Source organism: Microbacterium ginsengiterrae (assembly GCF_014205075.1).
Taxonomy (GTDB): Bacteria; Actinomycetota; Actinomycetes; order Actinomycetales; family Microbacteriaceae; genus Microbacterium; species Microbacterium ginsengiterrae.
The window spans coordinates 1,580,360-1,606,476 of sequence record NZ_JACHMU010000001.1; the positions used below are offsets into that span (position 1 = coordinate 1,580,360).

The following is a 26,117-nucleotide window of genomic DNA, read 5'->3' on the forward strand; positions in this document are numbered from 1 at the left end:
TCCTGGCCGATACGGCATCTCGTATCGGTTGAACGACGGCTGGCGGCCCGGAAACTCCGGGTCGCCAGCCGCGTTCCCGTCTGCTGTACGAAGAATCAAGGGAGTCCGGTGCACAGCAAGGCCGCGCCATCGGCGCCGAGCAGGTCCGCACGAGTGACCGGCGTCATCGCCACAATCATCATCCTGGTGGTCATCGCAGGAACCGCGTTGATCTTCGCGCCCAGCGGCACACCGCTGCGCAGCGCAGTCCAGACCGTCGCGTTCCCCTACTTCTCGCAGAACTGGCGAGTGTTCGCTCCGGACATCCTGAAGAGCAACCGCACGTTCGAGATCCGCGCGCAGTGGCGTGACGACAGTGGAGAGCTCGTGAAGAGCGGGTGGGTCTCGATCACCGAGATCGAGCAGCGCACGGTGAAGGGCAACCTCGCGCCATCGCGCATCGAGAAAAACAGCTGGAACGCATCCAACACGTATCTCAAGCGCTACCTCGCGCTGGACGAGGCACAGCGTGAGCGGGTGCGTGACACCTTCATCGAAGCGCGCGACGGCGGTTTCCGGCCGATCCCCGTCGAGGAACTCATCGCCGACCTCGGCGAGGGCGACGGTGACGTCGTCCGATTCCTCCGCGTGGACTACATGCTCATGCGCTACGCGACGATGTACGCGACGGCGGGCTTCGGTGAAGACATCGAGCGCGTGCAGTGGCGCGTGATCACCGAGCAGCCCAACGACTTCACCCACCGCTTCGACGACGAGCGGCAGTTCACCCCGACCGTGCGGACCTTCGGCTGGCGGCAGTCGAACCTGAGCATCGACCCCGACGTGCTCGCGCAGTACCGCGGAGTCATCGACCGCTACGGCGCGGTCGGCACATTCGAGAGGGCCGCAAATGAAGCTGAATGATCTTTTCGACCGCTGGCTGCGGTGGCTCACGAGTACGGAGCACAATCTGCGCAGTTTCGCCGTCCTGCGCATCCTGTTCGGGGTCGGTCTCCTTATGACCGTCGTTCCGAGCATCGCAGATCGTTCCATGATCTGGGGCGCGGCATCGTTCTGGGTCGATCCTGAAGCGAGCCGCCGAGGCTACGTGACGTTCGATGTCCTCCTGCCCAAGGACAACCCCGTCCTCTTCGACCTGGTGTTCTTCGGCCTCATCGGCCTCATGGTGCTGTTCACCATCGGGCTGGGCACGCGGGTCGTCACGCCGATCATGCTGATCCTCGTGGTATCCCTTCAATCGAACAACGGCTTCGTGCTCAACGGCGGGGACACGCTCTACCGGATCACCCTGCTGTTCCTCGTCTTCGCGAACCTGAGCGCGCATTACTCGGTCGACTCGTGGTTGCGCGATCGCCGCCGCCGCACCTCGTCGGCACGGCGCCGCTGGATCCCGGCACACATCAGGAACGCTGCGCACAATGCCGCCCTGGTGCTGTGCTGTTTCCAGATCATCGTCGTGTACACGGTGTCCGGGGTGTGGAAGCTCACGGGAGAGGCATGGCCGGCCGGCACCGCGCTCTTCTACTCTCTGCGCATCGACGCTTTCATGGTCTTCCCGATGGTCAACGAGCTGATCTGGCAGTCCTCGCTGCTCATCTACGTGGCGACCTTCATCGCGCTTTGGTCGCAGACCCTGTTCCCGATCGCGCTGTTGTGGCGTCCGTCGCGGATCTTCGTGCTCGTGGCCCTCGTGTTCATGCACTCAGGGATCGGTCTGCTGCTCGGTCTGTGGCCGTTCTCGCTGGCGATGATCGCCCTGGACATGCTCTTCATCCGCGACAAGACGTGGGTGAGCGTGACTGGATGGGTGCGCTCGACGGCGCTCTGGCGCAGGGCTGACGACCTCGTCGGCAGGATGCTGCCGCGAGGCGGCGGACGGTCTACGCGATCCACCGAGCGCAAGGCGCCGACGCCGTCGGAGGCCTCGGCGTCCGACGAGTCCACGTCGAAGGAGCCGATCCCCACCCCGGTCAGCTGATCGCGTAGGGCTCCGCGTGCACCCGCGCGGTCGCGGCATCCTTCAAGAGCTTCGAGACAGGGCAGCGCGCATGTGACGCCGCCAGCACCTGCTCCGTCTGCTCGGCAGAGGCGCCTTCGACTGACAGGTACGCGTCGGCGTGGAACTCGTACCCGGCGCCTTCCGCGGCGTCGTGCAGTTCCACCTCGACGCGGACGGCGGTGCGCCGCCCGGTGGGCGCGATCACCTGAGCGGTCGCATTCAGGCAGGTCGCCCACGCGAGAGCCAGCAACTGCTCCGGATTGCTCGCCGACGTGTCCTGATCGGGGTTCAGCGGTGACGACACCGCCACCGCGAGACCGTCGGGGATGAACGTCTCGCCCTCGCCGCCGTCTTTGTTGATCGCCTGCGTCCGGTACCTCATGCTCATCCCTCAACTATAATTGGACTCAGTACACCAATTCCGAGGCGATGATGCCGCGAGCGAAGAGGGCGGCAGGCATCCATGGTTTCTCCCGGCACGGCGATGGTCGAGTTCGTCGACGTCACCAAGCGCTTCGGCACGCGCCGCGACCAGCCCCCGGCACTCAGCGGCATCGATCTGACGATCCGCCCGCAGGAGATCTTCGGTGTCATCGGCGAAAGCGGAGCCGGCAAGACGACGATGCTGGAACTCATCAACGGCCTCGTCGCCGCCGATGAGGGTCAGGTCCTCGTCGAGGGGGCGCCGGTCGCGGGTCGCACGCGACGTGAGATGCGCGCTCTGCGCCGCGACATCGGCGTCGTGTTCCAGGGCATCCACCTGCTCAGTGGACGGACCGTTCGACAGAACATCGCGCTCGGACTCGAGCTGGCGCGTGGCAGCGAGGCGAATCGCCGCACTCGCGCCCAGGAGCGCGCCGCTGTCGACGAGATCCTCGCCTTCGTCGGGCTCGCGCACCGCGCAGACCATTATCCTGCCGAACTCAGCGGAGGCGAGCAGCAACGCGTCGGCATCGCTCGTGCTCTCGTCACGCGTCCACCGCTGCTGCTGTGCGACGAACCCACGTCGTCGTTGGACGCCCGCACCCGCGCGGAGATCCTCCGCGTGCTGAGCGCCGCGCGGGACACGCTCGGCACGACGATCGTCGTGATCTCTCACGACCTCGACGTCGTGAAGGCGATTTGCGATCGTGCGCTGCTTCTCGAGGGCGGGCGCATGCGCGAGCTCTTCACCGTCAAGAAGGCCGACCTGCGCGAGATGCCGAGCTATCACGAACAGGTCAAGCGGGAACTCATGTGATGACCTGGCTCGCAGACCTCTTCGCGGAGTACGGAGAGGACATCGCCCAAGCCCTGGCCGAGACCGGCTTCATGATGCTCGTCTCCCTCGTTGCCGCTGTGCTCATCGGGCTCCCGCTCGGGACGCTGGTGTTCCTCACCCAGCGCGGTGCGATCGCCGAGAACAGGGCGGTCTGGACGATCGCGAACATGTACATCAACATCGTCCGCTCGTTCCCGTTCCTGCTACTGGTGGTGTTCCTCATCCCGTTCACCCGCGCGGTGATGGGGACGAGTTTCGGCACCCAGGCTGCGACCCTCCCGCTGTGCTTCGTCGCGGTGGCCATCTATGCACGGCTCGTCGAACAGATCCTGCGAGAGATCCCGCCGGGCATCTCCCGTGTCGCCGTCGCCATGGGGGCGACGCACATGCAGTCCGTCGTGCGCATCCTCCTCCCCGAGGCGCGCTCCGGCCTCGTCTACGCGCTCACCTCGGCGGCCATCAGCCTGCTGTCCTATTCGACGGTGCTCGGCGTCGTCGGGGGCGGTGGCATCGGCGACTTCGCGATGCGCTACGGCTACCAGGAGTACAACGACGGACTGATGTACATCACGATCGCGATCATCGTCGTCTGCGTGCTCGTCATCCAGGCGGTCGGCCACCGAACATCCGAGCGGCTCGACCACCGCTAGACCACACATATGTATAAGGAGCAGTAACCATGCGCATCTCCCGCCTCGGCATCCTCACCGCGATCGTCGGCGCCACCGTCCTCGTCGCCGGATGCGCCGCCACCGCGCCGGCGGATCCGGATGCCGCGTCCGACCCCGTCGTCCTCAAGGTCGCCGCCGTCACCTCGCCGATGACCGATGTCGTCGAGGCCGCCGGCGAAGTGATCGGGGACGGCTACGAGATCGAGCTGGTCGAAGTGTCGGACTACATCACGGCGAACACCATCGTGAACGACGGCGACGCCTATGCGAACTTCTCGCAGCACGAGCCGTACATGCAGGAGTTCAACGCCGCGAACGATGGATCCCTCGTGGCCGTCCAGCCGGTGTACAACTTCGTGATCGCCTTCTACTCGAAGACCCTCGATGACATCGGAGATCTCCCCGAGGGGGCCACGGTCGCCGTGCCGAACGACTCCTCCAACCTCGGCCGCGCCCTGAAGCTGCTCGACGCCGAGGGCGTGATCACTCTCGACGAGGCCGTCGACCCCTACGCCGCCACGGTCGGCGACATCGTGGAGAACCCGAAGGGCGTCGAGTTCCTCGAGGTTCCCATCGCGTCTCTCAATGCGGCGTACGAAGAGGCCGACCTCGTCTTCCAGTGGCCGTCCCACATCGCCGCTCTGGGGCTCACCCCCGACCGGGACGGCCTGATCGCCGAGCTCGACGACCGGTTCGTGCTGAACGTCGCCGTGCGCGAGGAGGACGTCGACAGCGATGCGACCGAGGCGCTGAAGACCGCGTTCGCCAGTGGCGAGGTGCGCCAGGTGATCGAGTCCAACGGCACGATCGAACCGGCCTTCTGAGGCGGCTGCTGCGCCCGCTGTGCCCTGGCGACATGGCCCCTGGCGAGGGAGGGCGGGGCGTTTGGAGGAAGCGCACATCCGGCTTTGCTGCTCGTTGGAGGAGTCCTACCGTTGAAGCATCCTGACTTCTCGTCGAGAGGAACCCCATGGTCGACGCCGCCGTCCGCACTTCGCAGAACTCCATGACCGACACGACGCCGCGAATCGACGTCGATCGGGTCAACGATCTCCTTCTCGGGACCTGGGCGGACACGCGCCGGCAGTCGCGCGAGATGATCAAGGACTCGGCGTTCTGGCGCGACGACTCCCTCGGCAAGGACGAGCATCGCGAGCGTGTGCTCACCCAGCTCCACCTGCTCGTCGAGAACAAGGCCGTCCACCGTGCGTTCCCGAAGAAGTTCGGTGGCGAGGAGAACAACGGTGCGAACATCGCCGGCTTCGAGGAGCTCGTGGCCGCTGACCCCAGCCTGCAGATCAAGTCGGGCGTGCAGTGGGGGCTGTTCGGCTCGGCGATCCTGCACCTCGGCACCGAGGAGCACCACGCGAAGTGGCTGCCGGGTGTCATGGACCTCTCCATCCCCGGCGCGTTCGCGATGACCGAGATCGGTCACGGCTCCGACGTCGCCGCCGCCGGCACCACGGCGACCTACGACCCCGAGACCGAGGAGTTCGTCATCCACACGCCGTTCCGCGCGGCGACGAAAGAGTATCTCGGCAACGCCGCCCTGCATGGCATCGCGGCGACGGTGTTCGCCCAGCTCATCACGAACGGCGTCAACCACGGGGTGCACTGCTTCTACGTGCCGCTCCGCGGCGACGACGGCGTCGACCTGCCCGGCATCACCCGAGAGGACGACGGCCTCAAGGGCGGCCTGAACGGCATCGACAACGGACGGCTCTCGTTCGACCACGTGCGCATCCCCCGCACCAACCTGCTCAACAAGTACGGCGACGTCGACGCCGACGGCAACTACACCAGCCCGATCGACAGCCCCGGCCGCCGTTTCTTCACGATGCTCGGCACGCTCGTGCAGGGTCGTGTCTCGCTCGACGGCGCCGCGTGCTGGGCCTCCGCGCTCGGCCTCCACATCGCCGTCACCTACGCCAACGAGCGTCGTCAGTTCGACGGAGCCGACGGCCAGGAGGTCGTGCTGCTCGACTACGGCAAGCACCAGCGCCGACTGCTGCCGCGGCTGGCGACGACGTATGCGGAGATCTTCGCCCACGACGAGTTCCTGCAGAAGTTCGACAGCGTGTTCTCGGGGCGCACCGATACGCCGCACGATCGTGAGGACCTCGAGACCCTCGCCGCGGCGCTGAAGCCGCTGTCCACCTGGCACGCGCTCGACACGCTCCAGGAAGCGCGCGAGGCGTGCGGCGGTGCCGGTTACATGTTCGAGAACCGCCTGGTGGGCCTGCGTCAGGACCTCGACATCTACGTGACCTTCGAGGGCGACAACAACGTCTTGCTCCAGCTGGTCGGCAAGCGACTGCTCACCGACTTCGCCAAGCAGTTCAAGGACAAGGATGCCGCAGCGCTCGCCAAGTACGCCGTCGGACAGACCGCGGGCAAGGTGTTCCACGGCGCCGGCCTCCGCAGGTTCGGGCAGAACATCGCCGACTTCGGCTCGACCGCCCGCTCGGTCGAGAACGGTCTGCGTGCCGAGCAGCAGCATGAACTGCTCGCCGACCGCGTGCAGCAGATGGTCGCCGACATCGCCGGCCGCCTCCGCCCTGCGGGCAAGGACAAGGTCCTCGGCGAGAAGCTCTTCAACGAGAACCAGGCCGACCTCATCGAGGCGGCCCGCGCACACGGCGAGCTGCTGCAGTGGGAGGCGTTCACGGATGCCGTCAACAGCGTCCCGGACGACAGTACCCGACAGGTGCTCACGTGGCTGCGGGACCTCTTCGGCCTGCAGCTCATCGAGAAGCACCTCGCCTGGCACATCATCAACGGTCGCCTTTCCACCCAGCGCGCCGCTGCCGTCTCGAGCTACATCGACCGGCTCTGCCTTCGGCTGCGGCCGCACGCCCTCGACCTGGTGAACGCGTTCGGCTACGAGCCGGAGCACGTGCGCGCTCCCATCGCGAGCGGTGCGGAGGCCCGCCGCCAGGACGAGGCGCGCGAGTACTACGCGAACCTCGCGGCATCCGGCCAGGCGCCCGTCTCGGAGAAGGCACTCAAGGCGGCAGCCAAGAACCGCTGAGTCCCGGACCAGGGGATGTCGGCGCGGCTGCGTACGCTGAGGGGATGAGCTCACTCCTCACCGGCGCCGACGGCCGCGCGCGCTGCGCGTGGGTCGGGACGGATGCCGAGTACCAGCGATACCACGACGAGGAGTGGGGCGTCCCGCTGCACGGAGACCGCGCGCTGTTCGAGAAGATGTCGCTCGAAGGCTTCCAGGCCGGGCTCAGCTGGATCACCATCCTCCGCAAGCGCCCGCGCTTCCGCGAAGTGTTCGACGGATTCGTCCCGGAGCGCGTCGCCGCCTTCGACGAGGATGACGTCGAGCGGCTGATGACGGATGCCGGGATCATCCGGAACCGCGCGAAGATCCTCGCGACGATCGGCAACGCGCGCCTGGTCGCAGGGATGCGCGACGGGGAGCTCGATGAGCTCATGTGGTCGTTCGCTCCGGACCGCGAGAGAGCGCGACCGAAGTCCTTCGACGATGTGCCGGCCGTGACGACGGAGTCGACCGCGATGAGCAAGACGCTGCGCGCGCGCGGGTTCCGATTCGTCGGTGCGACGACCATGTACGCGCTCATGCAGTCGACCGGTATGGTCGACGACCACGTCGAGGGATGCTGGCGCTACACCTGACCGCATGGGTATATCTACCCTTCGACCGATTTTTGCATCGCGGTTAGTATGTACCGGTGCGCCCGGCCCCTCTGAGGTCGGACGCACACTCATGAAGGTACCGGGGGGGAAACCGAGATGAAGGCGCTGTCATGGTTGCGCGCGAAGCCGAAGACAGCGGCATCGATCGCTGCGGTCACGGCGGGAATCGTCGCCATCGGAACGCTCGCCTACGCGTATGAGGGCAACCCCACCACCAAGGTCGATCTGAACGACGGTGGTGTCTGGATCACGAAGTCCTCCGCTCTCATGGTGGGCCACTTCAACAACGAATCGACCCTTCTCGACGGCGGCCTGCGGACGACGGGGGAGAGCTTCGACATCCTCCAGGATGAGTCGACGATCCTCGTCACCGACCGCACCAACGCCACCCTCACCGCCGTCGACCCCGCACGTGTCTCCCTCGGCGACAGCACGACGATCCCGGGCGCCGCGAAGGTCGCGCTGGGATCCGACACGGCCGCCGTCCTCGACACCGATTCCGGTGACCTGTGGGTCCTCCCCGTCTCCGGCATCGCCGGCTTCGAGTTCCAGGGCGCCGACCCGCTCGTCGAACTCGGCAAGAACTCGGACGTGACCGTCGGCGCCGACGGTACCGTGTACGCTCTCGCCGGTGACCGCGCCGAGGTCGTCACCGTTCCCGTCGACCCGCAGGGCGAGGCGCTCGAGCCGGAGACGGCGTCCCTCGGCGAGCTCGACACGTCCGCAGCGCCGACCATCACGGCGGTCGGCGACACCCCCGTGGTCCTGTCGCCCGCGGACAGCGCAGTGATGAGCCCCGGTGGATTCCGCACCGAGATCACCGAGGCCGACAGCGCCGTGCTCCAGTACGCGTCCGTGGCGACCGACAGCGTGACGGTGGCCACCGCCTCGCAGCTTCTGCAGGTGCCGCTGGACGGGGGCGAGCCCACGGCCACGAGCGCCGGGGGACAGGGCACCCCGGCCGCGCCGGTCTCACTCCTCGGCTGCAGCTACGGCGCGTGGGCGGGGTCAGCACAGTTCGTGCGCGAGTGCCCCGGCGACGGCGACGACGTCCGCCGGGCGATCGACGGCGTGGACGGGGCGACGACCCTGACCTTCCGCGTGAACCGCGACGTCATCCTCCTCAACGACACCGTCAGCGGCGCCGCGTGGCTCGCGGACGAGAGCCTGCAGCAGGTCGACAACTGGAACGATCTGACTCCGCCGGAGGGGGAGACCGAAGACGAGGAGGACACCACCGAGGAGACGGTGGAGACCACCCTGCCCGTCCGCACCGAGGTCAACACCCCGCCGATCGCCGAGGACGACGACTACGGGGTGCGACCGGGCCAGACCACCGCGCTCCCGGTTCTCGACAACGACAACGACGCGGACGGCGACGTCCTCGTCGCCTCGGTCGCCGAACAGCAGCCGAGCATCGGCACGGTGCAGCCGATCTACGATGGCGGATCGCTGCAGATCGCCGTCGACGAGAAGGCGTCGGGGACGGCATCCTTCATGTACGAGGCGAATGACGGACGCGGCGGCAAGGACACCGCCACCGTCAACCTCACCGTCAAGGACTGGGACACCAACTCCGCCCCCAAGGCCAAGCGCACGACCACCCTCGCGATCGAGACGGGCGGCACCGTCTCGTACAACGTCCTGCCGGACTGGATCGACCCCGAGGGCGACGACATCTATCTGCGCGAGGTCGTCGCAGCCCCCGGCGACGAGGTCGAGTTCACCACGGACGGCCAGATCACGTACCGCGCGACCGCGAGCCTCCAGGGCCGCAAAGAGGTCCAGATCTCCGTCGCCGATGCGCTCGGCGAGATCGCGTCCGGCACTCTCATCCTCGACGTGCGTCCCGCCGGTTCCACCCTCCCCAAGACGAACGCCGACCACGTGATCACGCGCGTCAACGAGCAGGTGACCGTCTCGCCGCTGGCGAACGACTCGAGCTCCGGACGCGAACCGCTCCGACTCACCCGGGTGAACGGCGACGAGACGCCCGGTGCGACGATCGTCCCCGACTACCCGAACAAGACCTTCTCGTTCACCGCCCCGTCGCCCGGCGTCTACTACGTGCTCTACGAGGTCGCCGCAGGGCCGAACGGTGTCCCCGGCATCGTGCGCATCGACGTCACGGATGCCGCCGAGCAGGACCTGCCGCCGATCGCCGTGCGCGATGTCGCCCTGCTGCCGACCGGCGGCGAGGTGCTGCTCGGTGTGCTGAACAACGACACCGACCCCTCGGGTGGCATTCTCGTCGTCCAGTCGGTGAGCGTCGAGCCGGGCAGCGGCATCTCCGTGTCCGTCCTCAACCATGAATCGCTCCGCATCGGCGACCAGGGTGCGCTCGACCAGCAGGTGCAGATCTCGTACCGCATCTCGAACGGATCGAAGACCGCCGAGGGTGAGGTGGTGGTCATTCCCATCCCCGCGCCCGAGAAGATCCTGCCGCCGGTGGCGAGCCCTGACCAGGCCGTCGTGCGCGTCAACGACGTCGTGACGATCCCCGTGCTCGACAACGACACGAGCCCGATCGGCGATGCGCTCACGCTCGAGCCCGAGCTGATCGAGCCGTTCGTCGACCCGGAGGACGGCGAGATCTTCGTCTCGCAGGACACGGTGCGGTTCAAGGCGGGACCGGAGGCGAAGACCGTCTACGCCACGTACGAGGTCTCCGACACCCGAGGCAACAAGGTCGGCGGGTACATCACGATCCAGATCGTGCCGGAGCAGGAGGACAACGCCGCTCCGCGCCCACAGGACATCACCACGCGTGTGCTCAGCGGCAGCATCGCGAACATCGCGGTGCCACTGGACGGCATCGACGCCGACGGCGACTCGGTCGAGCTGATCGGGCCGGCATCCAGCCCGAAGAAGGGGCGCATCACCGAGGTCGCCGCGAACTACTTCGTGTACGAGGCGTACGCGGATTCGTCCGGCGTCGACACCTTCTCGTACCGCGTGCGAGACCGGCTCGGCAAGGAGGGCACGGCGACCGTCCGCGTCGGCATCGCGCCGGCGGAGGACGTCAACCAGGCGCCATACGCGGTCAAGGACTCCGTCGTCGTCCGCCCCGGACGTGAGATCGCCGTTCCCGTGATGCTCAACGACTCCGACCCAGAGGGCGACGAGATCGCACTGGTGAAGGACGGTCTCGTGCTTCCGGAGCTCGACGACCTCAGCGCCCGGGTGTCGGGTGACCGCGTTCTCGTGCAGGCCCCCGACCGACCGGTGGAGACCTCGCTGCAGTACACGATCAGCGACGCACGTGGGGCCACCGCGCAGGCGGTCCTGCAGATCACGGTCGACGAGAACGTGCCGCTGCTCGCGCCGATCGCCCGCGACGACCGCGTGCTGCCGACGGACCTGACCGACGGTGAACTCACCACGGACGTCGACATCCTCGCCAACGACGAAGACCCCGACGGCACCACGGAGGGCCTCGAGGTCGAGGTGGGCGAGGGCGGAACACTCCTCGAGGACGGCAAGGTCCGCGTGACGGTCGGCGAGGAGATGCAGCTCATCCGCTACACCCTCACGGACCGCGACGACCTGTCGACCTCGGCGTTCATCTTCGTGCCGTCCGTGAAGGATCTTCGTCCCGCACTGACCTCGACGAAGCCGGTCACGGTCGTCAGCGGGGAGACCAAGCAGCTGCCGCTGGACGAGTACGTCACGGTCGCCGGCGGCGGCTCGGTGACGATCACCGAGCACGCCAAGGTGACCGCGGCCCACTCCGACGGCTCGGATCTCGTCAAGGACGGCAGCACGCTCGTCTACACGTCCGCCGACGGGTACTTCGGCGAGGACGGCATCTCGTTCGAGGTCACGGACGGGACCGGCCCGGACGACCCAGAGGGTCGCAAGGCCACTCTGACGATCCCGATCACGGTGCTCCCGCCCGACAACCAGCCGCCGATGTTCACGCGGGGCGAGGTCGACGTCGCGCCCGGTGAGGATGCCACGACCCTCGACCTCGCCGCATTGACCTCGGACCCGGACCCGGAGGACGAAGGCACGCACACCTATTCGCTCCAGGGAAGTGCCGGAGGCGGCGTCTCGGCCCGCATCGATGGGTCGACCCTCTCGGTCGAGGCCGCGTCGAACGCGAAGAAGGGGACGGCGCAGACGCTGACGATCCGCGTCTCCGACGGCGAGACCGAACCGATCGAGGGCACCGTCATCGTCCGTGTGGGCGCGTCGACACGGGCGCTGGCCACGGCGAACACCGACACCATCGCGGAGGCGGATCAGGGCAAGACCATTACAGTCCCCGTCCTCGACAACGACTTCAACCCGTTCCCGGAGACGCCGCTGAAGCTCGTCTCCGCATCGCCGGAGTCCGGGTCCGGGACGGCGAGCGTGCAGGGTGATCAGGTACAGGTCACCCCGAGCGCCGACTTCGTCGGCACGCTGGTGGTCCGGTACACGATCGAGGATGCGACGGAGGACTCCGACCGTCGTGTCGACGGCCGCGTCGTGGTCACCGTGCAGGGCGTGCCGGAGGCGCCGGGGCGTCCGCAGGTGACGAGCGTGCAGGACCGCACCGTCGTGGTGTCGTTCTCCGCACCGTCGAACAACGGCGCGGAGATCACCCACTACACCGTCACGAGCACATCGGGCAGCGCGTACACCAAGCGCTGCGAATCCACGACGTGCACGCTGGACGGCCTGACGAACAATGTCGAGTACACGTTCCAGGTCGTCGCGACCAACCGTGTCGGCGACTCGGAGCCCTCGGGGGCGTCCGAGGTCGCACGCCCGGACGCGCGACCGGACACCCCGATCCCGCCGACGCTCGTCTTCGGCGACAAGTCGCTGAAGGTCGCGTGGAAGACGCCGACGACGCCCGGCTCGCCCGTGGAGTCGTTCAACCTGCAGATCTCTCCCGCGCCGCCGTCCGGCGTGACGGAGAAGACCGGCGTGACGGGGAACTCCCTCACCTGGGAGGGGCTGGAGAACGGCACGTCCTACCAGGTGCGCGTGCAGGCGGTGAACCGTGCGCCGGAGCCGTCCTCGTGGAGCGGCTGGTCGCTCGGGGAGGTCCCCGCAGGGCCGCCGCTGCAGCCTGCGGCCCCGACGACGGCGGAACTGTCGCCGGTCGGGGATCAGGCGCAGATGCAGGTCACGTGGGGCGCTCCCAACAACAACGGTGCGGACATCGACGGGTATCAACTGCAGGTGTTGCGCGGCGGCTCCACCGTGCGCACGCTGGAGCCCGCCGCAGGGCAGACGAGCCAGGCCGTGACGGTGGCCACCGCGGAGGAGGGGTACACCTACATCATCCGTGCACACAACAAGGCCGGATGGGGCCAGTGGAGCTCGCCGTCGGCGGAGCGCCGCGGCGCGGTCCGCCCCGATGCGCCGAACACGCCGTCGATCACGGCCGGTGATCGCCAGATCACGATCGCCGACAACTACACGCTGACGGCGGATCAGCGCAACGGCGCGAGGGCTGGTGAGATCACCTACCAGTACCGCCTCAACAGCGGTGGATGGCAGAACCTCACCAACCGCACGATCGGCGGGCTGACGAACGGCACTGATTACAACGTGCAGATCCGTGCCCTGTCCAACACCGGCACCGGAAGCTACACAGGTGCCGAGTCCGCGCGTTCGAACACTGTCAAGCCGTTCGGCATCCCGCCGCAGCCAAACGCGAGCGCCCGCAACAACGGTCAGAACGTCACCCTGAGTTGGAGCAACAACGGGAACAACGGCGCGGCGATCGACCAGACCCGCATCCGCATCCGCAACCAGAACGGCAACTGGGGCGGCTGGGAGTCCGTCGCCGCGAGCAGTTCGCGCACGGTCGGCAACGGCTATTCGCAGAACTGGGCCATCGAGGTGCAGGTGCACAATGCGGCCGGATGGTCGTCATCCGCGAGTGCATCTGCGACGACCAACGATCCTCCTCAGCCTCGCGTGTGGGTCACGCAGGGGGATGCGGCCGGCAACGGCTGCGTGAACGGGTGCCGGAAATTCGTCGTCCACTGGGAGAACCTCGACATCGGGTCCAAGAAGGTCAGCTGCTGGAACGACACCGGCCTGATCGGCACGGCATTCGTGCACACGGTGAACTTCAACGGCAGTGGGTCGACGCAGCTCAGCTGCTGGAAGGGCCGCGACGGCGTGAACGTCTGGGTCGACATCCAGAACTGGGGCGGCAGCGTCGACACCGAGAAGAACTTCTGGCCGAGACCGTAGCCCCCCCCACGCGGCTTCAGAACATCACGAACGAGAGACGAGCAGACACATGAGCATGACCCCCGAGCAGGCAACCTGGTTCCAGGGAACCTTCCACCGCCTCGTCGAGAACATCGACAAGGCGGTGCAGGGCAAGCAGGAGGTCGTCAGCCTGGTGCTGGCATCCATGCTGGCCGAGGGCCACGTGCTCCTCGAGGACGCACCTGGTACCGGAAAGACAAGCCTCGCGAAGGCGCTCGCCGCCACCGTGCAGGGGACGAGCTCGCGCATCCAGTTCACGCCCGACCTGCTCCCCTCCGACGTTACCGGTGTGACGATCTACGACCAGCAGTCGCACAAGTTCGAGTTCCACAAGGGCCCGATCTTCGCGTCGATCGTGCTCGCGGATGAGATCAACCGCGCCTCGCCCAAGACCCAGTCCGCGCTCCTCGAGGTCATGGAGGAGTCCAAGGTCACCGTCGACGGCGTCACCCATGAGGCAGGGCGGCCGTTCCTCGTCATCGCGACGCAGAACCCCGTCGAGCAGGCGGGGACCTACAAGCTCCCCGAGGCGCAGCTGGACCGATTCCTCATCAAGACGTCGATCGGCTACCCGGATCTCGACACGACCGCGAGCATCCTGGCCGGTGCATCCGACCGCAACCCGTCGTCGGGCCTGTCCGCCATCATCACCACGAGCGCCGTCGCCGACATGGCCGACCTCGCGGCCACGGTGCACGTGGAGTCCGCCGTCCTGCGCTACGTCGCCGAGCTCGCTGCAGCGACGCGCGAGGACGCCGGCGTGCGTCTCGGCGTCTCCGTGCGCGGGGCGATTGCCATGGTGCGCCTCGCCAAGGTGTGGGCGGCATCCCGCGGTCGTCACTACGTGCTGCCCGATGACATCAAGACGCTCATGGCGCCGGCCTGGCAGCACCGTCTCATGCTCGACGCAGAGGCCGAGTTCGCCGGTACCACCGCCGACGTCGTGATCTCGCGCGCACTGGCGAGCGTCGCAGCGCCCCAGGCTCGAACGGCGGCTTGATGACCGCGCAGACGCTGCCCGCCGCACCTGAGGACACCCGAGACGCCGGCTGGCGGGACATCGCGGTGCTCATCGGCGTGCGCATCGCAGACCGTCTGCAGAAGATCGCCGCCGTCATCCGGCCGCTCGCCTGGGTGCTCATGGGGCTGGCGATCGTGTTCTGGATCATCGGCGGCGCGCTGGGCTGGCGCGAGATGACCATCACGGCCGCGGTCGTGACCATCACGCTCGTGCTGTGCGCCCTGTTCCTCATCGGCCGGACCGAGTACGACGTCGACCTCGACCTCGCCAGGACGAGGGTCGTCGTCGGTGAGCGCGCCGTCGGCGCCCTCACCCTCGCCAACCCGAGCAGCCGCGCCATCCTCCCGTCCCGCGTCGTCCTGCCCGTCGGAGGCGGCCGAGGTGAATTCGGCATCCAGCGGCTCGCGCCGGGCGAGAAGGCCGAGGAACTGTTCGCGATCCCCACCCACCGCCGCGGCGTCGTCAAGGTCGGCCCTGTCAGCGTCGTCAGAGGCGACCCGCTCGGTCTGTTCGAGCGCGCGCACCGACGCGATGATCCGGTCGACCTCTTCGTGCACCCTCAGACGGTGCTGTTCGACGGGCAGTCGCTCGGTTTCCTCCGCGACCTCGAGGGTCTTCCCGCGACGGACCTGTCGCGCGACGACGTCTCCTTCCACGCGCTCAACGAGTACCAGCCCGGCGACGACCTGCGTCACGTGCACTGGCGGTCCACCGCACGCACCGGTGTGATGATGGTGCGCCAGTACGAGGAGACCCGCCGCTCGCACTTCGTCATCGGTCTCTCCCGCTCCAGCGGGGATTACGCGAACGACGCGGATTTCGAACTCGCCATCTCGGTCGCCGGCTCGATCGGCCTCCGCGCACTGCGTGACTCGCAGCGCGTCGACGTCCGTGTGCAGGGGCAAGAGCTCCGCGCGGGCACGGGCAAACAGCTCCTCGACTCCCTCGCCGCTGTCGAGGCGTCGAAGCCCCGCGATGGCGGCATCACCGACCTCAGCGGCGTGATCGCCGCGACCCTTCCGCTCGCGAGTGTCGTCGTCCTCGTCTGCGGCACGAAGGTGTCGAACGAGGATCTCCGGGTCGCGTGCGCCCGCCTGCCGTACGGGGCGCGGGTCATCGCGGTCGTCAGCGACACCACCGTCGAGGTGCCGGCGCTTCGGCGCATCGGCGAGGCGGACGTCGTCAGCGTCGGTGCCCTGCAGCAGATCCCCTCCGCACTCCACCGGGTCCTCGCATGAGCGCCGCGACCATGAACGCATCCTCCGTCTCCGGCGCCGTGCCCGTCCGGCGCTGGCTGCTCGACCTCGCGGCCGTGTTCGTCCTGCTCGGCGCGGCGGCCGTCGGCTTCTGGCCGAGCTTCGCCGGAGGGAGCTTCCTCGTGGCAGCGTTCGGCGGCGCACTGCTCGGCATCGCCGTCGCCGCGCTCGCCGCATGGCGCGGGTGGGGCATCCTCATCATCGCCGGCCTCACCGTCGCGGTGTACTTCGTCTTCGGCGGAGCCCTGGCACTGCCGCACACGACGGTCCTCGGCGTCGTGCCGACGGTCGAGACGCTGCAGCAGCTCGCGATCGGGGTCGTGACCTCGTGGAAGCAGCTCCTCACCACCGTCGCCCCCGTCTCCGGCGCCGACGGGCACTTCCTCGTCCCCTTCCTCCTCATGCTGGTGACGGCGGTGATCACCGCATCCCTCGCCCTGCGCCTGAGGCACCCCGCCTGGGCCCTGCTCCCCGCCGGCGTCTTGCTCGCGGCCGTGATCGCCTTCGGCACGCCGGAGCCCTTCGTCCCGGTCATCCAGGGCGCGGTGTTCGCCGTGGCGGGCATCGCGTGGCTCGCCGTTCGCCAGATCTGGGCGCCGCAGGAGGCCGCCGTATCGGTGGGGGAGGGTGATCCCTCACGCGCCCGCCACATGCGGATGCGGCGCCTCGTCTCCGGTGCCGTGGTGCTCGCCGTCGCAGCCGGTGCGGGGGTGGCCACCAGCGCGCTGACGGCGCCGGGGGAGGTCCGTCATGTGCTGCGCGACACGATCATCCCGCCGTTCAACGTGCACGACTACCCGAGCGCGCTGCAGTCGTTCCGCGGCCACGTCCGCGACGCGTCCGACAGCACGCTGTTCACCGTGCGCGGCCTGCCGGAGGGCGCGCGCGTCCGCCTCGCGGCGATGGACGAGTTCGACGGTCAGGTCATCAACGTCGTCGACGGCGGACCCGGGAGCTCGAGCGCCTTCACCCCGATCCGCTCCAACATGTCACCCGACGCCGAGGGCGTGCCGGTGACGCTCCAGGTCGACATCGACGGTTACGACGACGTGTGGGTGCCGCAGGCCGGCCTGGTCTCGGAGTTCCGTTTCGACGAGGGCGACGCCGACACGCTCCGGCGCAACACCTTCTACAGCACCGGTTCGGCCACGGCCGTGGCGACCCCTGGGCTGCGCAAGGGCGACAGCTACACGGTGGACACCGTCATCCCGGCGGAGGTCACCGTCGAACAGCTCACCGAGGCCGAGTTCGGCGCGGTCCGCCTCCCGAAGCACGAGAACGTCCCGGAGGAACTCAGCACCCTGGCTGGCGAGATCGTCTCCGAGGCGGAGACCCCCGTCGAGCAGGTGCAGGCCCTCGCCGACTTCCTGTCGGAGGACGGGTTCTTCAGCCACGGCCTGGAGGGCGAGGTCCTCTCGCGCGCCGGGCACACCTCCGAGCGCATCTCCACGCTCATCGGTGGAGATCAGATGATCGGCGACGACGAGCAGTACGCCGTCGCGATGGCTCTGCTCGCGGGAGAGCTGGGAATCCCGGCCCGAGTGGTCATGGGCTTCTACCCGGACGAGAAGGATGCCGGCGCCGCCGACTTCGCCGCGAACGGGGAGAACCTGCACGCCTGGGTGGAGGTTCCCTTCGACGGCTTCGGCTGGGTGCCGTTCGATCCGACGCCGCCCGAGGATCAGGTGCCGAACGATCAGAACACCAAGCCGCGCGCCGACCCGAAGCCGCAGGTGCTGCAGCCGCCGCCCCCGCCGCAGGAGCCCGTCGACCTTCCGCCGACCTTGCCGGATGATCGCGAGTCCGAGGATGAGACGACGAACATCGCCGCGATTCTCGGTGCGATCCTCCTCATCGGGGGCATCTCGCTGGCGATCATCGCTCTGCTCGCCTCCCCGTTCATCATCATCGGTGCTTGGAAGGCATCCCGCCGTCGCGCGCGGCGCATGGCGGAGCGCACCGCCGACCGGATCGCCGGCGGCTGGGACGAGCTCACCGACCGTGCGATCGACTACGGCGCGCGGCTGACGCCAGGAGCGACCCGCGGCGAAGAGGCGACGCTGGTCGCCGAATCCCTCGCCGTGCCGACGGTCACCGCCCTCGCCGACCGCGCCGACGCCGACGTGTTCGGCCCGGATGACCCCAGCCAGGAGGATGTGGACGCGTTCTGGAACGAGGTCGACGGGATCGTCGTGGGCCTTGGCAGCGAGGCGGGCTTCTGGAAGCGCATGAAGGCGCGACTGAGCCTCCGTTCCGTGTTGGGCGGCTCAGCGATGTCGAGCGGATTCCAGAACCTGAAGGATGCCGCATCCGCGCGTGTTCGGCGAGAACCTGGCACCATCGACAACAGCACGACCGAAGCACCCGAGAGCGAGACATCATGACGCAACCGTCGTTCGGCGCCGTCGCCCCGACATCACGCCGAGCCGTGGCGTATCTCATCGATGCCCTGATCGCCGCCGGCATCGGCATCGTGTTGGCGATCCTCCTGGTCGTCATCGCCTTCTCGGCGGGAACGGAGAGCCTGCTCGGCGTCATCGGCATCGGCGCGCCGCTGGTGTGGCTTGTGATGCTCGGCTGGTTCGTGTTCTACACGGTCCTCCAGGGCGGAAACGGGTCGATCGGCATGCGGGCCCAGGGCCTGCGTCTCGTGCGCGAGACCGACGGCGCTCCGCTCGGGTTCGGCAAGGCACTGCTGCGCAACATCATCTTCGGCCTGTCCGCGTCGATCATCGTGGGCTACTTCACGCCGCTCTTCGACGGGTCGGGCAAGTTCCAGGGCTGGCATGACAAGGTCGCCGGCGCCCTGATGCTCGACGCCAGGACGCGTGGGACCGTCGCCGACGCGCCTGCGACCCAGGCCGTCTCGGTGCCACCGCGGCCGTCGTCGCCGTCGACGCCATCGGCCGGCCCGCTCACCGGCGTCCCGCCCATCCCCGGACTCGCGCCGGTCCCGAGCTCGCCCGACTTCGCAGGCTCCTCCGCGCCGCAGACGCCGCCTGCCCAGCCGTCCGCGCCGCTGCCACCCGGCCTCGATGAGACGGTGCGCGCCATGGACGAGGTCCGTCCCTCCGCCCCCGAGTCACCGCTTCCTCCCGCGCCGCAGACGACGCCCGTGTCTCACCCCTCCGCACCGTCGGCGAACGAGGACGCGCTGATCGCGTTCGTCCCCGGCATCACACAGGACACTCCGCCAGAGCGGCGAACTCCGGCCCCGCCCGTGCCGCCGGCTCCGGCGACGCCCGTCGCCCCTGCGCCCGGCGCGGCCGCGAGCGAACCGCCGGCGGTCGCGCCGGCTCCCGCCGATGAGCCGGCGGCCGACCTCGGCGACATCGAGGACACCCGCATCAGCATCCCGGGGCACCGCCTCGTGTTCACGTGGGATGACGGCACGCGCGTGACGGTCTCCCGCCGCACGCTCTTCGGCCGCAATCCTGCCCCGGAGGACGGCGCGACGGTCGTCCCGGTGCGCGACGAGACGTTGTCCCTGTCGAAGACGCACTTCGAGGCCGCCGCTGAGCCGTCGGGAGGCTGGATCATCGACCGCCACTCCACGAACGGGACGATCATCGTGCGCGACGGACATCGCATCACCTGCCCGCCGGGCGAGCAGGTCCGCATCCGCCTCGGAGACGCCATCGAGATCGGCGACCGCATCGTGACCATCGGGGGCTACGCGTGAACGCACCTCTCATCGTGTCGGCGGGGTCGTCCACCCACGCGGGTCTCCGCCGTGCGCTGAACGAGGATGCGCTGTTGGCCAGCACACCGATCTTCGTGGTGGCGGACGGCATGGGCGGTCATGAGGCGGGCGAACGCGCCAGCGCCGCCGTCGTCGCCGAGTTCGCGCCGTACATCGGCCGCCAGAGCCTGGAGCTCGAGGATGTGCTCGATGCCCTCGGGCGGTCGAGGACGGCTGTCGAAGCGCTCTCGGTGAACGCCTCCGGGCGCGCGGGAACCACTCTCAGCGGCGTCGTCCTCGCCGACGTCGACGGGATGGGCTACTGGCTCGCGTTCAACATCGGCGACTCGCGCACCTACCGTCTCGCCGGGGGAGAGCTGGAGCAGATCACGGTCGACCATTCCGTCGTGCAGGAGCTCATCGAATCCGGCGAGCTCGACGCCGCCCAGGCGGCCACGGATCACCGGCGCAACATCATCACCAGGGCGATCGGCGCCGGAAGCACGGGGGACGCGGACTTCTGGATGTTCCCGGCAGAACTGGGCGATCGTATGCTCATCTGCTCGGACGGTCTGTCCTCGGAGGTGCCGGACGCGCAGATCAGCGCGATCCTCGCCTCAGAGCCCGATCCGCAAACGGCGGCGGCCGCGCTGGTCGGCGAGGCCGTGCACGCCGGCGGCAGGGACAACATCACCGTCGTGGTGGTGGACGCCGTCTCGGTCGCCTCCCGGCCCGGCGTGCGCATGCGCGCGGACGACGACATCGACGAAGACACTCGGCCCCGCGAGGCCGTGGCAGGAGGGATGGGCTGATGCAGACGACCTACCGATCAGGCCAGTGGTACGTACTCGTGGCACCCGGCGCTCTGATCGCGCTGTCACCCGACGCGCCGACGGAACTCGTCACCCGGCTGTGGGAGCGCGAGCGCTCCGCCGGTGAACTCGCCGCCGTCATCGACGCGCTCACGGAGCAGGCATCCGGCTCTTTCGCCGCCATGCTGCCGTTCGCGGCCGTCGTGATGGAGGGGCCCGATGCTCGTGTCGCCGTCCGGGGTGAGGCGATCGTCGAGGTCACGGGCCCCGACGGGCATGAGAGCTTCACCGGCGCCAACGTGACGACATGGAGCGAGCGCTTCGTCGCCGACGCGAGCCGTATCGCGATCTCGACCGGCGCCTCAGCGGACGAAGGGGACCTCCCGATCAGTGGTGGCATCGTCCGGGCGGCCACCGTCACCGCCGACATCGAACCGGCGGACATCGTCCCGGTCGCGGACGCGGTCCCTGATGCGCACGCTGCCGACTCCGGATCCGAGGAGAGGAACGCGGACGCCAGCGTCGCTCAGACCCTCGCCGCACTGCGGGTGCCGTCGGGCGAACCCGGACTCCCCGCAGCACTCGATGCCGATGCGGAGGCCGAACAGCAGGCGCCCGAGCCCGTCGCCGAGCAGCAGCGCGAGCCAGAGGTGCAGCCCTCCGAGGAGGAATCGGTGGCGGATGAGCTTGTCGCAGAAATCGCCGACGACGGTGAGACGGTCACTGACGAGCCGCCGCAGTCGGAGCCGTCTGCGGAGGAGTCGACGTCCTCGGACATCGAGACGGAGCGGATCCCTGAGGTGGCCTCCACCGATGACGATGTCGTCGACGGTGCGACCCTCGTGCCCTCGGACGTCACCTACGCCTCCGACTCGGACGAGTTCGACCAGCTCTTCGGCGCGACGATCGTCGCTCCAGGCCCCGCCGCCCCTCCGCCCGCACCGCCCGCGCCACCGGCGCCGCCTTTGACAGTGGACGGCGATCACGACGGCGCGACGATCTCACTCGCCGAGGCGCGCGCTCTTCGTCAGAACGTCCCGACGGCCGCGCCGGACGCGCCGACCGCGGTGCTGCCCGTCGTGGGAGGGTCTGCCGGACGCGTGCGTGTGTCGACCGGACAGGTGGTCACCCTCGATCGGACCGTCATCATCGGTCGCCGCCCCCGGTCCACGCGCGCGAGCGGAGCGGACCTTCCGCACCTGATCGCGGTCGAGAGTCCGCAGCAGGACATCTCGCGCAGTCACCTCGAGATCCGTCCGGAGGGCGACACCGTCGTGGTCGTCGACCTGCACACGACGAACGGCTCGACGCTGCTGCGTCCTGGCGCGGATCCGCTGCGACTGCACCCCGGGGAGCCGACGCTCGTCCTCTCCGGTGACGTCGTCGACCTCGGCGACGGCGTCACCGTCGTGTTCGAGGACCTGCCGTGAGCAGACCCCCCTCCCGGCCGCCCGAGCTTCCGGGCTTCACTTATCTGCAGGTGCTCGGCACCGGTGGGTTCGCGGACGTCTTCCTCTATGAGCAGCAGATGCCCAAACGCCGTGTAGCGGTGAAAGTGCTCCTCGCGGATCGGATCTCCGACGGTGCCGCGAAGGAGTTCGCCGACGAGGCGAACGTCATGGCCATGCTGTCCACGCATCCGGCGATCGTCACGATCTACCAGTCGGGCGTCGCCGGCGACGGCCGTCCGTACATCGTGATGGAGAACTGCCCTCGTCCGAACCTGCAGACCAGGGCCCGCAAGGAGCCGCTGTCGGTCGCCGAGGCCCTGCGCGTCGGCATCCAGGTGGCCGGCGCCGTCGAGACGGCGCACCGCGCGGGTGTCCTCCACCGCGACATCAAGCCGGCCAACATCCTCGTCACCGAGTACAACCGCCCCGCGCTCACCGACTTCGGCATCGCCTCCACGACCGGCGCCGTCTCGGAGGCCACGGGCATGTCGATCCCGTGGTCGCCGCCGGAGTTCTTCGCCGATCCGCCGGTGAGCGGAGCGCGGTCGGATGTCTTCGCTCTCGGAGCGACCGTCTACACGCTCCTCGCCGGACGCTCGCCCTTCGAGCGTCCCGGGGAGCGGAACACGAGCGCCGATCTCATCGAGCGCATCGAGAGGGCACCGCTGCCTGCGCTCTCCAGGGGCGATTCCCCGTTGAGCCTGCAGCAGGTCCTCGAGCGCGCCATGGCCAAGAGCCCTGAGGCCCGCTACCCGAGCGCGGTCGCGTTCGCGCGGGCTCTGCAGAAGGTGCAGATCGAACTCTCCCACTCGGTCACGCCCATCGACATCGTCGACGACCACCCCCTTCCCGAGGACCTCGAGGAGGAGGACGACGGTCTCACCCGCGTGCGGGACATCGTCAACATCGAGCCGGACGCCGGGAGCACCCGCCCATCCGCGACGACCAGGCCGATCGGCGGTCAGCGACCAGCGCCGACACCGCAGCCGGTCCCGCGGTTCGAGACGCCCGCATCGAACGGCGGCATCGCAGCGTCCGCGGACACCGTCATCCGCCCGGCGGCGGCCGGCACCTCCGCACCGGCGCCCGTCGATGACGACCGCACCATCGCGCGCGGACCCCGAACGCTCTCGCCCGAGATCCCGAACGCGCACGTAGCCCCCGAGTTATCGGCGCCGACGACGGACGTCGCCGCTCCCCGCCGCACGTCCAAAGCCGGCCTCTGGGTCGCGGTGGCCGCGGTGGCCGCCGTCCTCGTCGGCGGCACGATCGTGGGTGTGAACCTCCTGCAGGGCCAGGAGGAACCGGACCCGGTGGCCACTCAGGACACCGTGGTCCCGAAGGATCCCGTCTCGGACGCCGTGCCGTCCGTGCAGGACCTCGAGGGCGAGCGCACAGGGGACTCCGTGTCCTTCCGCTGGGTGAACCCCTCGCCGGAGGACGGCGACCTCTTCCTGTGGAACACCGTCGACCTCGCCGGAGACGGTGCGACGGAGACGACCGAGCAGACGACCGTGACCGTGGAGGGCGCGGCGTCCGGTCAGCTGTGCATCGACGTCATCCTTCGTCGTGACGACGGCCGGGCCTCTGCCCCGACGCGGGGGTGCGTCGCGGAAGAAGGTCGGTGAGGGTGCGGCGCATGTCCTCGATCATCGCGATCGAGGACGTCACATCCGGCAGATCCGGCTCGGGCGACCAGACGCCGTCTGCCTCGTGGATCGGCGATGCGTCGCCGATGAGCGCGTCGAGATCGGTCACCAGCGCGCCCTTGGACGCGTCGCCTCGCAGCTGTTCCCGGGTCGCGTCGGCCTCGATCTCCGTACCGCTCGCGATGAGGCAGGCGTTCCCGAAGCGAAGGCCGCCGAGCGCCGAGCCCTGCACGATCATCGCCACGTGCGGGAAGACGCTCCGCAGACCGGCGAGCTGCCGGCGGGTGAACGTCAGCTCCGGGCCGGCGACCGAATTGACGACGAGCACTCCGTCATCCGTGAGCACACGGCGCGCGTCGGAGGCGAACTCGATCGAGGAGAACGCCGGTGGGATCCGTCCGTCGTGGAACACGTCGACGAGGATCGCCTCGTGAGAGCGGGGTCCGGCGCGTGCGAGCCAGGCGCGCGCATCCCCCTCGAGCAGACGGACGCCGTCCGGCGCAGGGAAACGGGTGCGCACGAGCGCGACCAGCGCCGGCTCGGACTCGACGACGACCTGTTCGGCGCCCGGCCATCGCCATGCGATCTCGCGGGCGAGCATCAGCAGCCCGCCGCCGAGCTGTGCGACACGAGAGCGCTCTCGACGACCGAGGGCGGCCATCATCCAGCGGGCGTACGCGAGTGCGAGCGGCTGCCCTGGCGCGGCGATGTGAGACTGCCGTACGCCGCCGACCTCCAGCATCCATCCGTCCGCGTGGGGCACCACGTGGGCCGTGCGTCCGTCCGAGAGAACGACGGCGTGCGGTTCATCCTTCGGCATCCCCCGATCCTGTCACGTTCCGGATCCGGCACTGTGGGGAGGACTACCCATGCGTCCGGTTCAGACATCGGGCCGGTATGGGTAACGTTGCAGGGTGCGGGCAGACGGACTCTGCCTCACCGAGGGGAGGTGGCGCGTGTCGACGATCTGGGAAGTGGATGACGCCGACGAAGAGATCGAGGGGTTGGATGCCGCCGGTCGCGCCGACCCCGCGTATGCAGCCGCGCTCGGGCTGATCCCCGCCCCCTTCGGACGGCGCTCCGTCGCGGTCACCATCGACGTGCTCGTCTACCTGCTCGTCCAGATCCCGTACTGGGCCTTCTCGGTCCCGCTCCTGCTCATGTTCGCCCGGTCGGACATCTCCCTGTACGGGCTCGTCAACCACCCGAACTTCTTCCTCGCCGCGCTCATGGCGGGCATCAGCGCGCTGCTCACCGCTGCGCTGCTGATCATCCAGGGCGCGTTCCAGGGGCGCGCGGGAGTCACCATCGGGAAGGGCATCGTCGGCATCCGCAGCGTCAACGTGGAGCGACTGGCGAAGCCGGGCTTCTGGCGCATCGTCCTGCGGACCCTGATCGTGGCCCTCTCGAACATCATCCCCGTGGTCGGCCCTGCCGTGCTGTTCTCCTCCGCCCTCCGGGATCCGGAGCAGCGGGGGCGCGCGTGGCACGACCACGCGACGCATGTCTGGCTCGTCGACATCAAGAAGGGCCTCGATCCCTACGACGCGAAGCGGATGCGCATCGCGCGGAAGGTCGTCAAGGTCGAGGTCGTGCCTCAGGCCAGCGCGCTGCCCTCGCTCGCGACCTCCGCGAACGGTGGAGCACTCCCCGAGTACCGGCCGGCGCATACCGTCAGCGCCGGTGTCCTCGGGGTGGCGAAGTCGAGGGGCCGTGGCCGACAGGATGCGGTCGGTGTCACCAGTCAGTCGACGCCGATGACCCCGCCGCCGGCGGGCGAGAGGGATGGCGCCGCCGTCGTCGGGGGCTACCGCGGCGATCGCCGCATCGCCGAGCAGCGCCCTGCGCCGGCGACTCCGGGAGCGGACCATCGGGTCGTGCTCGGCATCCCCGCCGGCATCGCCGCGAACACCGCTCCACCCCCCGCGGGCCCGGCCGCCCCGGCGCCCGCCGGGGGCGCAGGGCCCGCTGCAGTGAGGGTGCCGCAGGAGGTCGTGGAACGCCCCGTTGAGGTGATGGAGCGCCAGGTGGAGGTCGTGGAGCGCCCCGTCGAGGCCGTCGAACGGCACACGCGGATCGCGGTGCGGCTCATCCTCGACTCGGGCAGTGAACACGTGCTCGACGCGCTGACGGTCTTCGGGCGCAACCCCGAGAGCGATGCCTCCTCCGCAGCGGCCGTACGTGTGCCTGTCGCGGACGACACCCGCTCGGTGTCGAAGACGCACTTCGCGCTCCGGCCGCTGCCTGGAGGCGTCGAGGTTCGAGATCTGGGATCCACCAACGGCACGTTCATCCTGCGCGGAGGCGTCGAGACGCAGGTGGCGTCGGGGGCGTCCCTCATGGCCGCGCCCGGCGACGTGGTGCGATTCGGCGACCGCACGATGAGGATCGACGCGTCATGACGTTCATGATCGGTGGACAGAG

At 68.9% G+C, this 26,117-nt stretch carries 18 protein-coding genes; 16 read left to right on the plus strand and 2 right to left on the minus strand.

From position 1 onward, the window contains the following. Nucleotides 1-108 precede the first annotated feature (108 nt). The gene (locus HD600_RS07850; protein WP_184282782.1) at nt 109-903 is read left to right on the plus strand and encodes a DUF5819 family protein; all 795 of its coding nucleotides are present in this window, start codon (nt 109-111) and stop codon (nt 901-903) included. Further along, nucleotides 890-1,978 (plus strand): HTTM domain-containing protein, encoded by a 1,089-nt coding sequence (locus tag HD600_RS07855; RefSeq protein WP_184282784.1) that lies wholly within the window; start codon nt 890-892, stop codon nt 1,976-1,978. The genes HD600_RS07850 and HD600_RS07855 overlap by 14 nt, the downstream gene beginning before the upstream one ends. Here HD600_RS07855 and HD600_RS07860 read toward each other — a convergent pair. Next, nucleotides 1,971-2,387, minus strand: a complete 417-nt coding sequence (locus tag HD600_RS07860) for an OsmC family protein (protein WP_184282786.1) — start codon at nt 2,385-2,387, stop codon at nt 1,971-1,973. The genes HD600_RS07855 and HD600_RS07860 overlap by 8 nt on opposite strands. Before the next feature lie 75 nt (nt 2,388-2,462). On the opposite strand from HD600_RS07860, the gene HD600_RS07865 reads away from it, so the two are divergent. From HD600_RS07865 to HD600_RS07925, 13 genes are all read left to right on the plus strand, one after another. After that, entirely contained in the window at nt 2,463-3,239 is a 777-nt protein-coding gene (locus tag HD600_RS07865; RefSeq protein ID WP_184282788.1) for a methionine ABC transporter ATP-binding protein, read from the plus strand. Next, on the plus strand, nt 3,239-3,910 hold the full coding sequence (locus HD600_RS07870; protein ID WP_184282790.1) for a methionine ABC transporter permease: 672 nt from the start codon (nt 3,239-3,241) through the stop codon (nt 3,908-3,910). Before HD600_RS07865 ends, HD600_RS07870 begins: the two co-directional genes overlap by 1 nt. A 29-nt stretch (nt 3,911-3,939) precedes the next feature. After that, nucleotides 3,940-4,755, plus strand: coding sequence for a MetQ/NlpA family ABC transporter substrate-binding protein (locus HD600_RS07875; RefSeq protein ID WP_184282792.1), 816 nt, complete (start codon nt 3,940-3,942; stop codon nt 4,753-4,755). 146 nt (nt 4,756-4,901) lie between these two features. Then, nucleotides 4,902-6,962 carry an acyl-CoA dehydrogenase family protein gene (locus tag HD600_RS07880; protein WP_184282794.1) on the plus strand — a complete coding sequence of 687 codons (2,061 nt, stop codon included), beginning with the start codon at nt 4,902-4,904 and terminating at the stop codon, nt 6,960-6,962. A 44-nt stretch (nt 6,963-7,006) separates the two neighbouring features. Then, complete coding sequence (locus tag HD600_RS07885; RefSeq protein ID WP_184282796.1) at nt 7,007-7,579, plus strand: DNA-3-methyladenine glycosylase I; 573 nt, start codon at nt 7,007-7,009, stop codon at nt 7,577-7,579. 117 nt (nt 7,580-7,696) lie between these two features. Continuing rightward, nucleotides 7,697-13,801 carry an Ig-like domain-containing protein gene (locus HD600_RS07890; protein WP_184282797.1) on the plus strand — a complete coding sequence of 2,035 codons (6,105 nt, stop codon included), beginning with the start codon at nt 7,697-7,699 and terminating at the stop codon, nt 13,799-13,801. A gap of 49 nt (nt 13,802-13,850) precedes the next feature. After that, nucleotides 13,851-14,822 (plus strand): AAA family ATPase, encoded by a 972-nt coding sequence (locus HD600_RS07895; RefSeq protein ID WP_184282799.1) that lies wholly within the window; start codon nt 13,851-13,853, stop codon nt 14,820-14,822. Further along, entirely contained in the window at nt 14,822-16,081 is a 1,260-nt protein-coding gene (locus HD600_RS07900) for a DUF58 domain-containing protein (RefSeq protein WP_144794562.1), read from the plus strand. Before HD600_RS07895 ends, HD600_RS07900 begins: the two co-directional genes overlap by 1 nt. Further along, nucleotides 16,078-18,483, plus strand: a complete 2,406-nt coding sequence (locus HD600_RS07905) for a transglutaminase TgpA family protein (RefSeq protein WP_241731648.1) — start codon at nt 16,078-16,080, stop codon at nt 18,481-18,483. Before HD600_RS07900 ends, HD600_RS07905 begins: the two co-directional genes overlap by 4 nt. Continuing rightward, nucleotides 18,480-19,781, plus strand: a complete 1,302-nt coding sequence (locus HD600_RS07910) for an RDD family protein (RefSeq protein WP_184282801.1) — start codon at nt 18,480-18,482, stop codon at nt 19,779-19,781. Before HD600_RS07905 ends, HD600_RS07910 begins: the two co-directional genes overlap by 4 nt. Then, nucleotides 19,778-20,593 carry a PP2C family protein-serine/threonine phosphatase gene (locus HD600_RS07915; RefSeq protein WP_144794566.1) on the plus strand — a complete coding sequence of 272 codons (816 nt, stop codon included), beginning with the start codon at nt 19,778-19,780 and terminating at the stop codon, nt 20,591-20,593. The genes HD600_RS07910 and HD600_RS07915 overlap by 4 nt, the downstream gene beginning before the upstream one ends. Further along, the gene (locus HD600_RS07920) at nt 20,593-22,023 is read left to right on the plus strand and encodes an FHA domain-containing protein (RefSeq protein ID WP_184282804.1); all 1,431 of its coding nucleotides are present in this window, start codon (nt 20,593-20,595) and stop codon (nt 22,021-22,023) included. Before HD600_RS07915 ends, HD600_RS07920 begins: the two co-directional genes overlap by 1 nt. Next, nucleotides 22,020-23,672, plus strand: coding sequence for a protein kinase domain-containing protein (locus tag HD600_RS07925; protein WP_184282806.1), 1,653 nt, complete (start codon nt 22,020-22,022; stop codon nt 23,670-23,672). Before HD600_RS07920 ends, HD600_RS07925 begins: the two co-directional genes overlap by 4 nt. Here the strand turns inward: HD600_RS07925 and HD600_RS07930 are convergent. Beyond that, nucleotides 23,602-24,513 carry a spermidine synthase gene (locus tag HD600_RS07930; RefSeq protein ID WP_184282808.1) on the minus strand — a complete coding sequence of 304 codons (912 nt, stop codon included), beginning with the start codon at nt 24,511-24,513 and terminating at the stop codon, nt 23,602-23,604. The two genes, HD600_RS07925 and HD600_RS07930, sit on opposite strands and share 71 nt — an antisense overlap. A gap of 136 nt (nt 24,514-24,649) precedes the next feature. Here HD600_RS07930 and HD600_RS07935 point away from each other — a divergent pair, with 136 nt between their 5' ends. Beyond that, nucleotides 24,650-26,095 (plus strand): RDD family protein, encoded by a 1,446-nt coding sequence (locus HD600_RS07935; protein WP_184282810.1) that lies wholly within the window; start codon nt 24,650-24,652, stop codon nt 26,093-26,095. Nucleotides 26,096-26,117: the final 22 nt, after the last annotated feature.